Annotated in this window: 14 protein-coding genes; 7 read left to right on the plus strand and 7 right to left on the minus strand. The window is 42.4% G+C overall.

What is annotated here, in order from left to right; all coding sequences use genetic code 11:
- Positions 1-13: 13 nt before the first annotated feature.
- Positions 14-526, minus strand: a complete 513-nt coding sequence (locus tag PQR79_RS11600) for a TAT leader-containing periplasmic protein (RefSeq protein WP_238106585.1) — start codon at positions 524-526, stop codon at positions 14-16.
- Between the two features lie 112 nt (positions 527-638).
- Here PQR79_RS11600 and PQR79_RS11605 point away from each other — a divergent pair, with 112 nt between their 5' ends.
- The 3 genes from PQR79_RS11605 (at position 639) to PQR79_RS11615 (ending at position 2,939) form a co-directional block, all read left to right on the plus strand.
- Entirely contained in the window at positions 639-1,652 is a 1,014-nt protein-coding gene (locus PQR79_RS11605) for a hydrolase (RefSeq protein WP_238106584.1), read from the plus strand.
- A gap of 2 nt (positions 1,653-1,654) precedes the next feature.
- Entirely contained in the window at positions 1,655-1,912 is a 258-nt protein-coding gene (locus PQR79_RS11610) for a YheU family protein (RefSeq protein WP_238106583.1), read from the plus strand.
- Positions 1,913-2,042: 130 nt separating this feature from the next.
- A complete protein-coding gene (locus PQR79_RS11615) occupies positions 2,043-2,939 on the plus strand; it encodes a phosphoribulokinase (RefSeq protein WP_238106582.1) in 897 nt (298 codons plus the stop codon).
- Positions 2,940-3,121: 182 nt separating this feature from the next.
- Here the strand turns inward: PQR79_RS11615 and PQR79_RS11620 are convergent, their stop codons facing one another.
- Positions 3,122-3,901, minus strand: a complete 780-nt coding sequence (locus PQR79_RS11620) for a tetratricopeptide repeat protein (RefSeq protein ID WP_372940894.1) — start codon at positions 3,899-3,901, stop codon at positions 3,122-3,124.
- A 310-nt stretch (positions 3,902-4,211) separates the two neighbouring features.
- On the opposite strand from PQR79_RS11620, the gene crp reads away from it, so the two are divergent.
- The 4 genes from crp to PQR79_RS11640 all read left to right on the plus strand — a co-directional run bounded on the left by crp (position 4,212) and on the right by PQR79_RS11640 (position 7,286).
- Entirely contained in the window at positions 4,212-4,847 is a 636-nt protein-coding gene (gene crp, locus PQR79_RS11625) for a cAMP-activated global transcriptional regulator CRP (protein WP_130598440.1), read from the plus strand.
- Between the two features lie 102 nt (positions 4,848-4,949).
- A complete protein-coding gene (locus PQR79_RS11630) occupies positions 4,950-5,300 on the plus strand; it encodes a PepSY domain-containing protein (RefSeq protein WP_238106581.1) in 351 nt (116 codons plus the stop codon).
- Positions 5,281-5,955 carry a response regulator transcription factor gene (locus PQR79_RS11635; RefSeq protein WP_188920281.1) on the plus strand — a complete coding sequence of 225 codons (675 nt, stop codon included), beginning with the start codon at positions 5,281-5,283 and terminating at the stop codon, positions 5,953-5,955. The genes PQR79_RS11630 and PQR79_RS11635 overlap by 20 nt, the downstream gene beginning before the upstream one ends.
- Complete coding sequence (locus PQR79_RS11640; RefSeq protein ID WP_238106580.1) at positions 5,952-7,286, plus strand: sensor histidine kinase; 1,335 nt, start codon at positions 5,952-5,954, stop codon at positions 7,284-7,286. Before PQR79_RS11635 ends, PQR79_RS11640 begins: the two co-directional genes overlap by 4 nt.
- 62 nt (positions 7,287-7,348) lie before the next feature.
- Here PQR79_RS11640 and PQR79_RS11645 read toward each other — a convergent pair whose 3' ends face one another.
- The 5 genes from PQR79_RS11645 to PQR79_RS11665 all read right to left on the minus strand — a co-directional run bounded on the left by PQR79_RS11645 (position 7,349) and on the right by PQR79_RS11665 (position 13,526).
- Complete coding sequence (locus PQR79_RS11645) at positions 7,349-8,149, minus strand: DUF1338 domain-containing protein (RefSeq protein ID WP_238106579.1); 801 nt, start codon at positions 8,147-8,149, stop codon at positions 7,349-7,351.
- A gap of 72 nt (positions 8,150-8,221) precedes the next feature.
- Positions 8,222-9,682 carry a succinylglutamate-semialdehyde dehydrogenase gene (astD, locus tag PQR79_RS11650; RefSeq protein WP_238106578.1) on the minus strand — a complete coding sequence of 487 codons (1,461 nt, stop codon included), beginning with the start codon at positions 9,680-9,682 and terminating at the stop codon, positions 8,222-8,224.
- Positions 9,683-9,691: 9 nt separating this feature from the next.
- The gene (gene astA / locus PQR79_RS11655) at positions 9,692-10,711 is read right to left on the minus strand and encodes an arginine N-succinyltransferase (protein WP_238106577.1); all 1,020 of its coding nucleotides are present in this window, start codon (positions 10,709-10,711) and stop codon (positions 9,692-9,694) included.
- Positions 10,712-10,829: 118 nt separating this feature from the next.
- Positions 10,830-12,047 carry an aspartate aminotransferase family protein gene (locus tag PQR79_RS11660; RefSeq protein WP_238106576.1) on the minus strand — a complete coding sequence of 406 codons (1,218 nt, stop codon included), beginning with the start codon at positions 12,045-12,047 and terminating at the stop codon, positions 10,830-10,832.
- Positions 12,048-12,383: 336 nt separating this feature from the next.
- Positions 12,384-13,526, minus strand: a complete 1,143-nt coding sequence (locus PQR79_RS11665) for an HDOD domain-containing protein (protein WP_238106575.1) — start codon at positions 13,524-13,526, stop codon at positions 12,384-12,386.
- Positions 13,527-13,577 lie beyond the last annotated feature (51 nt).

The raw sequence follows: 13,577 nt of genomic DNA on the forward strand, positions 1-13,577 counted from the left end.
TTACACCGAGGGGTTAGTTTAAATGACTCACTAAAAAAGTCGGTTTGGCATAACGCAAGTTACCCCAATGTTCAGGACAAGCATAATAACTTGCCATAATCAGCTCACGCAGGCCTGCATAAGCAGTATTGAGCATATCGAGAAAACTGTTACGCCAAAACTCAAGCATATCAATAAGCTGTTTTGGCTCGCGGCCTAATAATGGTGCCATGCTACCGCTAAGTAACAACAAGCCAAAGCGCCCTTCAAGCAGCTCTAATAACTCCATTAACTCATCTTGTTGTGCTTGAGGTAAATGGTCGATCGACTGCACGATTGCATCCAGTGTGCGATTGATAGCCATTTCTCGGTGATTGGCTACCTCAGGTAAGCTGCCATCGAGAAAAATAGGAATAAATACACTAAAAAGCACACGGTGATGAACATCATCGGAAGCGGTGGTTAATGTCGGCGAATACAGATTTACGCCTAATGCAAGTGCAGCTGTCCCTGCAAAAGCACCGGTAATAAAGGTACGTCGCTTCATTTACTTCCCCTTAGCATTATTGTTGTCAGTAATTTTTATATGTTAAAGTGGCATTAGTAACATTTAAACACACGTTTAAATATTCACAAACTATTGTAGAAAAAATCCCTTTATGAAACCGTTATTCTCTCCGCCATGGTGGGCTGCAAGCCCGCATTTACAAACGATTTTACCGTTTATTTTCAAAGTGGCCAAACCAGCAACGTTTAGGCAAAGACAAGAGTTGCCTGATGGTGATTTCATCGATTTAGATTGGCTAGGACAAGCTCAAAACGGTGAGCCTATTGTAGTCATTATTCATGGTCTTGAAGGTAACACAGAGTCACATTATGCACGCAGAATACTTATCGAAGCGAAAAAAGCCAAAATCGCAGCGGTAGTACATCATCACCGAGGGTGCTCAGGTGAACCCAATCGTCTGGCCCGCAGTTATCATAGTGGTGATGTTGACGACTTAGCGTATACGTTGTCGCAATTAAAACAGTATTATCCTGATTCGCCACTTTACGCTGTAGGTTACAGCCTAGGTGGTAACGTGCTAGCTAAATACCAAGGTACCCAGCAGCAACATAGTTTACTTGACCGAGCGGTGGTGGTGTCTGCGCCGCTAACACTAGGTGCCTGCGCCAAACGCTTAGAAAGTGGATTTTCGACTGTTTATCAGCGCTTTTTAATTAAACGTTTACAACGTAAAATGCTCGACAAAATCAACACTGCAGATCTCACTGAGCAAATGCCCATTACCAAAAAGCAACTTAAAATGCTCAATACATTTTACCTGTTTGATGACAAAGTGACAGCGCCTTTACACGGGTTTTCGGGAGCCAATGACTATTATCAAAAATCAAGTGGAATTAACTACTTAAAACATATCACCAAGCCGACGTTAATTATCCATGCTCAAGATGATCCGTTTATGACTGACGATGTGATCCCAAGCAAAGATCAATTATCGCCCATGGTAGAATATGAGCTACATCAATTTGGTGGACATGTTGGTTTTGTGGAAGGTGGTTGGCCCTGGAAACCGAAATTCTATTTAGAAGATCGGATTATCAACTTTTTAATAACCAGTAACGATAATCCATTTGCGAAACACATGACCCAAGAAGCACACAAGGAATAACCATGCTGGTGCCATACGACGCGTTATTATCATTACCCCAAGCCACACTGCAAGCAATGATAAAAGAATATTTACTGTCGCAGCTTGAAGATGGCAGCTTTAGTGATGTGGACGAGCAGCAACTGACTCAAGCCACTGAACGCTGCAAGCTGGCATTAAAAAAAGGCGAGTTAGTGGTAGAGTATAGCGAGGACGATGAATCTATTGCGATCCGTCAACGAGAGCATATTTCAGCGAAAGCGTATGATCAGAGTGCATGATTAAGCATATTTTTTATATAAATATGAATATTACTCGTATTATCAGCTGTAGAATTGACCCACAGGTGATGATTACCGTATAACTAGTGACTCGATTTTCTTTGGTGAATCACAAACGTAGGCAAACAATATGTCAGCAAAACACCCTATTATTGCTGTAACCGGTTCATCTGGTGCTGGCACAACCACTACAACCACAGCCTTTACCCACATATTTAGGCAGTTAGGTATTAACGCAGCATTTGTTGAAGGCGACAGTTTTCATCATTTCACTCGCGCAGAAATGGAAGTATTAATCCGTAAGTCGCAAGCTGAGAATCGTAATATCAGTTATTTTGGCCCTGAAGCCAACAACTTCAAAAAACTCGAAGAATGCTTTATTAGCTACGGCGAAACCGGCAACGGTCAGACCCGGAGTTACTTGCATACCTTTGATGAAGCGGTACCTTTTAACCAAATGCCAGGCACTTTCACTCAATGGCGTGATCTCCCAGAAAACACCGACATGTTGTATTACGAAGGACTACATGGCGGAGTGGTAACTGATGATGCCGACGTAGCAAAACATGTCGACCTATTGATTGGTATGGTGCCGATTGTTAACTTGGAATGGATTCAAAAAATTATTCGAGACACCACCGAGCGTGGGCACAGTCGTGAAAAAGTCATGGGATCGATTGTACGGAGTATGGATGATTATATTAATCACATGACGCCACAATTCTCACGTACTCACATCAATTTCCAACGAGTCCCAACCGTTGATACCTCAAACCCCTTCAGCGCTAAAGACATCCCAAGCTTAGATGAAAGTTTTGTGGTGATCCGTTTTCGTGGCATAAATAACGTTGATTTCCCATATTATCTTAATATGATCCAAGGCTCGTTTATGTCGCGAGTGAATACCTTAGTGGTACCAGGTGGCAAAATGTCACTGGCAATGGAATTGATCTTAACGCCATTAATTAAAGACTTATTAGATAAACGGATAGAATTGCAAAACATCAATGATATCAAGCCCGATTAAGCTTGTTTTAAGTGAGTCGCACTAAAATTGACTTATCGTTGATTTCAAGCGAAATAACGGCAGTTGATGTGCTTGGGCGCTAATTCCCCCTTTTTCTGTTAGCGTGTTAAGCACATCAGCGAATTGACATGACCTCGCGTTCTTTTTTCTCTTGCTGTACGCAAACCTACAGGCATCAATGATTACATCAACGGAATGATTTCTCGATAAGCTTGGTTATTTTGATATTGCTTTAAGCGCAAAATGAATTCATCACTGCGGGCAATTTCAGGGTTATTTTTAAGCGCATCAATCGCCTTTTTCTGAGTGTCTATAGCGGCATTAAAGTCGCCGATTTCGGCATACCCTGCAGCTAAATTATCTAATACCGTAGGATCATTTTGATTCTTTTCTAGCAGTTTTAGTGACATCGATATTGCTCGCGAACCGTCACGGTATTCAGCTTCAGGACATGTCGCCAAAATCCAAGCCACATTTCCTAGCGATATCGCATCACCGGCGGCATTAAATTGTCCCATTGCCTTACCACAATTGCGTATCACGCCATCACCGCCAGCCGAATAAATAAACCCTAAACGGAAATGCGCCCATTTATCCCCTTGCTCAGCCATGGATAAATACCACTTCTCGGCTAACGCTAAGTCACGTGGAAATAATTTACCCTCAAACGCTAAATCAGCCACCGTTTGCTGAGCTTTGATATGATTTTGCGCTGCCGCCTGGGTAGCCCAGGTTAACCCTGCTTCGGCATCTTGGCTCACAAATCGCCCAGAAAGGTACATTAATCCCAATAAAAATTGCGCGTCAGCATCACCTTGCTTGGCTTTAATTTGAATATGCACCAATTTACTGGCAGCCTGAGACTCCGCAGTCGGCGGAACATAGAATGCTTGAGTCGGTAAGCTCACTGCGCTAAACGCCAGTAGGCATGCTGCAGTCCCTATTTGGCTCAATTTTTTCACGCACACCTCTACAACAATGGGTAATATGAATAACAGTATCTAACTCGCTTAATCAATTCAATAGACTATGCTTGAAGCAAATAATTCAATAGACTTGAACAATCCGCTGAATAGAATAAGATAAGGCAAATAAAATAAAAAGCTGACGTTGATCACAAACAAAAGAAAATTAATCAATTGTTTAACAAGTTAATATACACTACTGACATTTCTAAATACGATCTCTATCAAGGTTTTTACAACACTAATAGTGTAAAATGCTTAATTAGATATTACTTACTTTCATTTTTAATCAATCGAGGAACATCGTATGGCTCTGATTGGTAAGCCAAAACCTGACCCAACACTAGAATGGTTTCTTTCACATTGTCACATTCATAAATACCCAGCAAAGAGCACATTAATCCATGCGGGTGAAGACTCTGACACCTTATATTACATCGTTAAAGGTTCTGTCGCTGTATTGATCAAAGATGAAGAAGGTAAAGAAATGATCCTTTCTTACCTTAACCAAGGTGACTTCATCGGCGAACTAGGTCTATTTGAAGAACAAGCAGAACGTACCGCTTGGGTCCGCGCCAAACAAGCTTGTGAAATTGCCGAAATTTCGTATAAGAAATTTAAGCAATTGATTCAAGTTAACCCAGAAATCTTAATGAAGCTTTCTGCGCAAATGGCGTATCGCTTACAAAGCACCAGTCAAAAAGTGGGCGACTTAGCCTTCTTAGACGTTGCAGGTCGCATTGCACAAACATTATTGCACCTTGCAAAACAACCCGATGCAATGACTCATCCTGACGGCATGCAAATTAAAATCACCCGTCAAGAAATTGGTCAAATCGTGGGTTGTTCACGTGAGACTGTTGGCCGTATTTTAAAAATGCTTGAAGAACAAAACTTAATCCAAGCACACGGTAAAACCATCGTGGTTTACGGTACTCGCTAAGGTTAGTTAAGTTTTAATCATATCGACTTCAGCTTGATTTAAGCCAAGATATTTAAAGTGGTGTTCATACTCTGAACGCCACTTTTTTATTTGGGAGCGAACATGAATATCTTGTTCATCGCCACTATCAACAGCTTAATGGCCATCACCGCTAATCAACAACATATTCCTGTTAACGAATTCCCTCTCGATCACGATAAAGTCCAAAAGTTAGTAACATCTGGTAATATACGTCCATTAGATGATTATTTAGTTTGGGTAGCACAGTATTGTGATGGTCAATTGGTGGATGCACAACTGTTCCAACACCAAAATAAATGGCGTTATGATTTACAATTTAAACTTGCCCAAGGACATGTCATTAACCTGCAACTAGACGCAGTAAATGGCATGCAAAACCCGTTGCCTCAATTACCGAGCGAATGTACCAAACATGAAACTGCTACTCGTTGAAGATAATCCATTACTCGTTGCCGAACTTGAAAAACAACTCAAGCAAGCCGGTTATATTACTGATGTAACAGACAAAGCACTCGAAGCTGACTACCTGATGAAAGAAACCACCTATGACTGCGTCATTTTAGACATAGGCTTACCCGACGGTAATGGGCTCTCGTTAGTAAGCCAGTGGCGCGAACGCGGGGTTAATACGCCAGTGATTATGTTAACGGCTCGCAGCCAATGGCATGAAAAAGTGGAAGGCTTTAATGCTGGAGCAGACGACTACCTAGGTAAACCATTTCATGCTCAAGAACTATTAGCTCGCATCCAAGCCCTTATTCATCGTGCCCATGGCAGAGCCAATTCAGCATCAAAACAATTATGTTATGGTGGCATTAACCTGGATGAAAACGAGCAAAAAGTCACTGTTGGTGAACAGGAATATGAGCTGACGTCAATGGAATTTAGACTGTTAAAAATCTTTTTAATGTCGCCAAAAAAACTGCTGTCTAAATCACAACTCACCGACAAGCTATATCAATTTGACGACGAAAAAGAAAGTAATGTGGTCGAGGTATATGTGACACATTTACGTAAAAAATTAGGTAAAACCACCATCGAAACTCGCCGCGGCCAAGGTTATATCTTTCACGGTTTAGTCGAATGATGTCAATCCGCTTTAAGCTCAGCCTATGGCTGAGTGGTTTAATTATCATTGCTACCTTGATTGGCCTATTTTTATTTGAGTCAATGTTACGTGATGCTTTTCATGACTCGATTATTAATCGTTTAGAAGAAGATTTAGAGCACATTATTATTGCCACTCGCCTAGAAAATGGTGAACTGGTGATAGACCAAAATCAACTATCAAGCTTTTACCGCCCAGCTTATTCTGGACGTTACTTTCAGTTAAACCTACCAGACCACACCATTCGTTCTCGTTCGCTATGGGATGCCGAGCTTCATATCGTTAACCTTGAGGCGCAGGAGAAGCGCGTTTGGCAAGCTAAGGGGCCTAAAAACAACGATATGCAATTATTATCAATCGGTATCGGGGCACCAGATAGTGATAACACAGCAACCCTTACTGTAGCGCAAGATCTCAGTATTGGGCGTCGTGTATTTAGTGAAATTTTTGGTACTAAACTGGCAATTAATATTGGCATGCTATTAGCGATGATAGCCGGTATTTTCATTATTTTACGTCAATCATTTAAGCCGGTTAATCAAATTCAAGGGGCCCTAGCGAAGCTGCGCGAAGGCGAAATAGCCTCATTAGAAATCGCTCAGATCCCTGCAGAAATCCGCCCACTAGCTGAAACCTATAATCAATTATTAGAGTACACCGCAAAGCAAATCGAGCGCAGTCGTAATAATTTGGGCAATTTAAGCCATGGTTTAAAAACACCACTTGCTGTTATGCAACAACAAGTTGAAGCATTGGGGCTATCTCACCCAGAAGCTGCGCTAGCAATGCAACAACAACTCGACTTGGTGCATAAAATGATTGAACGAAAACTGGCTGCAGCGCGCATTACCGGCGATATGTTACCCGCGGCACAATTAACGCTCCCCAAAGATTTTGACAGCTTAATTAACACCTTGCATAAGGTTCATCATCAGCGTCACATCTCTTGTAACATGCTCAATCCAGACCACATTAGCCGCATTCCCATCCACCGCGAAGATGGCATGGAGTTATTCGGAAATTTACTCGACAATGCCTTTAAATGGGCCAATAGCCAAGTACAAGTTAAGGTTGAAAATGACATCAATGGAGCGATTTTATTGCAAATTGAAGACGACGGGGCCGGTGTAGAACAAGCACAAATGGCTCGTTTAACCGCGAGAGGTACCCGACTCGATGAAGCCACCATAGGCCATGGTTTGGGCTTGTCTATTGTTAAAGAAATATGCGATCAATATGGCTTTAACTTGCAGTTTAGCCGCAGTGAATCACTGCAGGGATTTAAAGTAAGCATTGTGATGAGCCAATAATAAAGGCTTAACTGACTGTCTCAATTAAGCCTATATTAAACATCGATATTTAACCGCGCTATTTACATCATTGCATTAGTGCTTTCAAAAATTTTGTCGGCAGAGGCCGCCACAAAACCCGTGTACAATTTGCCATTATCCATAGGATAACGACGCGCAAACTCGTAAAAGCAACTCGGGATCTCTGCATCGCCGTCTGTAAAATTAACCACGACTTTATCGGCCATGGTAGATGACTGCTCTAACAACACTTCTGGCGAGCCTTTAATTTCACCACCTGATGCATTAAGGACAAAGCCGGCATCTTTAAGTGCCTGGTTAACATCTTCAATGCGCTCAAACTGCGGTAAATCGTTAATCGATACCGTAAAGTGGTTAGCACGATAGCCTAATGCAGCAACCCAAGCCGCGTATTCGCTTTCAGCTAGCAAAGCCTGATACGTTGCTTTATCTAAGTTCCAATGACGGCCTGAATAAATAAAGTTGTCTGCCGTGGTCGCTACCACATCAACCTGATCAATTAAGCCATGAATGGTTTTTTGCAGTTCTGGGCTAAATTCTTCTACTAACAACTCAGAAATAAACACTTTAGGTTGCGTAGGGTCTGGGTGCTCAAAATGCTTAGCAACAAGCTTTTTTTGTTCGAATTTATAATCGCCACTATCAACATAGCCAATCGATGTGAAATGCTCAGCTAGCACGCTGAGATTAACTTTGGCGATATTAAACGTACGCAGCGCAATATGATCATTAATGATCGCAGCACCCTGGCCAAGTAATTGATGAATTTTCGCTGCAGAGGGTGTCATCTTTATGTAGTCTTGCCATAGCTCGGCAAATAAAGCATTTACGTCTGTATGCATGGTTAAATCCTTATAATAAGGCTGGTGATATCATAAACATCACCAGCACGGACATGCGATGAGTTTATCAACTTAAATGGATAAACCAGGGCTTAACGTCGCAGGTAGGCTGACAGAATCAGCTTCCATCGACGCCACAGGATAAGCACAGTAGTCAGCAGCATAGAATGCACTGGCACGGTGGTTACCCGATGCGCCTACACCGCCAAAGGGTGCCGCACCAGATGCACCAGTGATTTGCTTATTCCAATTAACAATACCAGCACGAATACGTGCTAAGAAATAATCGTAATCTTCACGACTGTCTGCTAATAAGCCTGCAGATAAACCATAACGAGTCGCATTAGCTAAGTTAATCGCTTGGTCAAAGTCGCTGTAACGAACAAGTTGCAATAAGGGACCAAAGTATTCTTCATCTGGCAGTTCTTCAATATCGGTCACATCAATTAACCCTGGTGTAACAATCCCTTTGCCAACTTCAACCTGAGTTAGCTCGATGAGTGATACACCACCCAATGATTGCAATGTCGCTTGTGCAGCAACCATGCCACGAGCGGCCGTTTCAGAAATCATTGAGCCCATAAATGGTTGCGGCTGTGCATTCCATGGTCCAACCTTAATTTGCTTGATGGCGTTTATCAATTCAGCAATCAACGCATCACCTTGCGCCCCCTGCTCAACGTACAGGCGACGAGCACAAGTACAACGCTGGCCTGACGAAATATACGCAGATTGAATAATGTCATGTACGGCAGCTTTGGTGTCGGAAACACCTTTAACGATAAGCGGGTTATTACCGCCCATTTCTAAGGCTAAAATCTTCCCAGGGTGACCAGCATATTGCTGATGTAAAATGTGCCCAGTGCGTGAACTACCTGTAAAAAATAAACCGTCAATTTGCGGGTGAGAAGCCAGTGCTTTACCGGTTTCAACTTCACCTTGAACCAGGTTTACAACACCTTGAGGCAAGCCTGCTTTGTCCCAACATTTCAACATCAACTCTGCGACTTTAGGTGTGAGCTCTGACGGTTTAAACACCACTGTATTACCAGCCAATAATGCCGGCACAATGTGACCATTAGGCAAATGCCCTGGGAAGTTGTATGGACCAAATACTGCGACAACACCATGCGGCTTATGACGTAACACTGCACGCCCTGCAGGTAAATCGTTCGTTTCTGTTCCTGTGCGCTTATCATGCGCTTTGGCAGACAAAGCAATTTTACCAATCATGGCACCCACTTCAGTGGCCGTTTCCCATTGTGGCTTACCGGTTTCTTGAGCGATTGTTTCAGCGATTTCGTCTTTATTGGCTTCTAGTTGTGCACGATACGCTTCTACAATGGCTAGGCGGGCATCATAACCCAGCATAAACCAATCAAACTGTGCTGCACGAGCAGCATCAACCGCGGCATTAACCTGGTTTGGTGTGGCTGTTTTACCTTGCCAAATCACTTCACCGTTTGCTGGGTTGGTTGAGTTAACTTCATGACCTTCGCCAGCGAACCACTGACCTTGAATATATTGTGTCATTTTTTGCTCCTACATTGCTAAAACACGAATTTGTTCGCCATCGCTAACCAGTAAACCGGCAGCAATTTCAGGGCTAAGCACAACATTATCGTGTTCATCAGAGACCAACAGTTTGGCTGCTGATGCACGATAATCAGCCAGCGATGTGTTGGAAAAAATAAAATGCTGATCTGCGTGTGGCATTTTGCCAATCGACACGGTGAGTAAGCGGCTTTTTTTAACCGAGCGGATGTCGCTCAAGGCACACTCAACGGTTGGACCACCATCAAAAATATCGACGTAATTACGGAATTTAAAGCCTTCGGCTTGTAATAAACGCAGTGCTGGCTTGGTGTTTTTATGAACTTCACCAATCACTTTTTGTGCCTTTTTTGGTAACAGGCAAACATACACTGGGTTACGCGGCATCATTTCAGCCATAAACGCTTTTTTGCCTAAACCAGACAAATAATCGGCTTCAACAAAATCAATGCCTAAAAAGTGATGTTGTAGCCATTCGTAAAACGGCGAATCGCCATGGTCATCACTTACGCCGCGCATTTCTGCAATGACAGTTTCGCCAAAACGTTGTGGATGCTGAGCCAATAACAAAAAACGCGAACGCGACAACATGCGACCATTATTGCCTTTACGATAGGCATCTTTTAAAAACAAGGTGCAGACTTCTGCCGCGCCAGTATAGTCATGGCATAAAGTGAGTGTTTCAACTTCATTCCGCACAGAGATTTGTGAAGAATGGTAAACCTCTGTACCTAAACGGTAATGATAGAAAGCATCTTGCATACCGACGGCAGCTTCAACACCACAAGTACCAACAACTTCATTGGTTTTAGTGTCTTCAAGCACCATTAAATAGCCTTCATCAAAAGGCTTATCAATTTGCTTAGTGAAAGATGCTTCTGCCCTAGCGATCTTTGAACGCAGTAATTCTTCATTTACTGGTAAAGATGTGAAACCGTGGCCTGACTCAACTGCGATACTATAAAGTGCATCGTAATCACTAGCACGGATAGGACGTATGATTAACATCTTAATCTCCTCATTGCGCCACTAGCTTTTTGCGCAGGCAGTTTTACTACCAACGCAGCAAGCCATTATGACGAACCCAAACAACTGAGTGTTAGCCAGGCTAACACTCAGTTGTTCATTAACCAGCTACTACTTTTGCAACAGCACGTTCAAAACGCGCTAAGCCTTCAGCAATATCAGCTTCTGGGATCACCAATGATGGAGCAAAACGTACTACATTAGCGCCTGCAATTAGACTCATTAGCCCTTCTGCAACAGCGGCAACTAAAAACTCGCGGCTACGGCCTTCGTATTTTTCGTTTAATACCGCACCGAGCAGCAAGCCTTTACCGCGTACTTCACTAAAGACGTTGTACTTAGCATTAATTGCCGCTAAACCATCGCGGAATAACTGCTCACGGTGTTTAACACCATCTAATACTTCTTTGGTATTAACAACATCCATAACAGCATTGCCAATAGCACAAGCCAATGGGTTACCGCCATAAGTAGAACCATGTGTACCAACCTTCAGGTGAGCAGCAATTTTGGCCGTCGTTAACATTGCCGCAATGGGGAAGCCGCCACCTAAGGCTTTAGCACTGGTTAAAATATCAGGTACGATGTCGGTACCCATATAAGCAAATAGCTCACCAGTACGGCCAACACCTGTTTGCACTTCATCAAAAATAACCAGCGCATCGTGTTTGTCTGCTAAACGACGAACCGCTTTTAGGAATTCTGGGTCGCCATTAATAATCCCGCCTTCACCTTGAAGCGGTTCAAGCATGATTGCACAGGTCTTATCTGAAATAACGGCTTCTAAAGCGGCAATATCATTAAATGGGACGTGAGTAATACTCTGTGGCTTAGGACCAAAACCATCAGAATAGGCAGCTTGTCCGCCAACGGTTACTGTAAAGAAGGTACGACCGTGAAAGGCTTTATCAAAGGCAATGATTTGATCTTTGTCAGCACCATGGTTGTCGAGCGCATAGCGACGGGCTAATTTGAGCGCAGCTTCGTTAGCTTCTGCACCAGAGTTAGCAAAATAAACACGTTCGGCAAATGTTGAATTAACTAATTTAGTTGCAAGCTCAAGTGCAGGCTCATTCGTCATTACGTTTGATAAGTGCCATAGCTTTTCGCCCTGCTCTTTTAATGCAGACACTAATGCTGGGTGGCAATGACCTAAACAATTAACTGCAATACCACCGGCAAAATCGATGAATTCTTTACCTTGTTGATCCCACACTCGACTACCTTCACCGCGCACAGGAATAACAGCAGCAGGCGCATAATTAGGCACCATGACTTCATCGAATTGGGCACGGGTTAGATTCATTTCAAGACTCATTGCATTTCATCCTTCAGGTTGTTGGCGGCTTGAAAGCCGCTGTTTCCGCGGTTTGCTTTATATTCTGTAAGTGCATCGGCGGAAGCTTGTGTTATTTATGGGACATTATTAGCGAAATTGTGATCAAAATACCAGTTCTGTACAGCTAACTTCTGCAGGGCACCATACAGTTCTGCATAAAGATTGAAAATAATGACTAAACAAAGCGTTTATTGGGGGGCTAACAAGCATAAATAGTCATAAAAAAAGTTATTTGAATAGATTTTGTGTAGCTATTCACCAAAAGTGAATAACTACACAATTTTAACATTTGGTATTTTAATGATAAAAATTGCTTTACAACAAATCGAGTTTACGAAAATTTTGCGCTTTCAATCGCAACAATTCTTGAGCAGAAAACTCGTAATAATCAAACATTATACGTTTTTCTTGTGGGTCGATAAGTTGTTGTTCTTCTAATAGTAGCACTTTGGCATAACAACTGGCCTTGGCAACAATGGCGGCCTCAGGCGAAAGCTCAGTAAAGTGATAATCTTGATCAAGCTCTTTAAGCACAAGTGTGATGTTAGAATCTTCAAACTTGAGCAAATTCAGCAATTGCCAATTCAATGTATGCCCATGCAACATCACCTGATTGAAAATGGCTTCAGCAGGAAACTCCGTTGCCATAATGGCATCATACACTTGTTTATCTCGACTTTGACTGGCCTCACGCAGCCAGGTCCCCCAAGTTTTATCAAAAATTCGCCCGCTTTGGGTCAGCATAATTGAGGTAGCAAACTGATACATTAACGAACAAGTATACGTTAAGCTGGGTTCTTTATTGTGAAGCTGGGCTAAGGCTTGCGCGGCGATGGCACTCATGATGCTATAGCGCCATAACTTACGTGTTATCCACAGTAAATTCGTATTACCAGAAGGTAACCAATTACGCAGACAAAAGTATGGGATCAGCAACCGCAGATTTTCTAAACCAATATAATTTAACACTAATTTGATATCGGTAACTTGCACATCACCGTTTTTGGGTCTTCGGTGGCGCGATGACGGACTATTGATTAAGTTGATTAAATCACGGCATAGCCAGCTATTATCTTCAATGATGGGTCTTAAACGGTTTAAGTTTAAATCTGAACTTAAGAGTAAATCTAACAACAATATCTGACTTTCGTTAATCCCAGATGAGTCAATAATCGTCTGAGGTAATGTCAGTTGGTCTTCAAACGTATTTTTAACGGTCTGGGTTAAATGAGTTGATACCTCAAGATAGATTTGACGTTCTTTAACTTGTTTTTCAATACGCAGTTTTAACGCTTTACGCTCAATATCAAGTTTATTAGCACTTTCTTCAATCTCAGTATTTAACTCATCGAGCATTGAACTCACAGGCTGCTTACCCACAATAATTTGATTGTAGAGGCGACGTTCAATTTCAATGACTTTTCCGGGCCTAACGCCACCGGCTACAGATATTGCCACTCAACACTTTCCTTGATTACTACTTTGAGTTAATCATAAAAATTAAGGCTC

The sequence above is a fragment of the Shewanella metallivivens genome (assembly GCF_028750675.1).
GTDB classification, from domain to species: domain Bacteria; phylum Pseudomonadota; class Gammaproteobacteria; order Enterobacterales; family Shewanellaceae; genus Shewanella; species Shewanella metallivivens.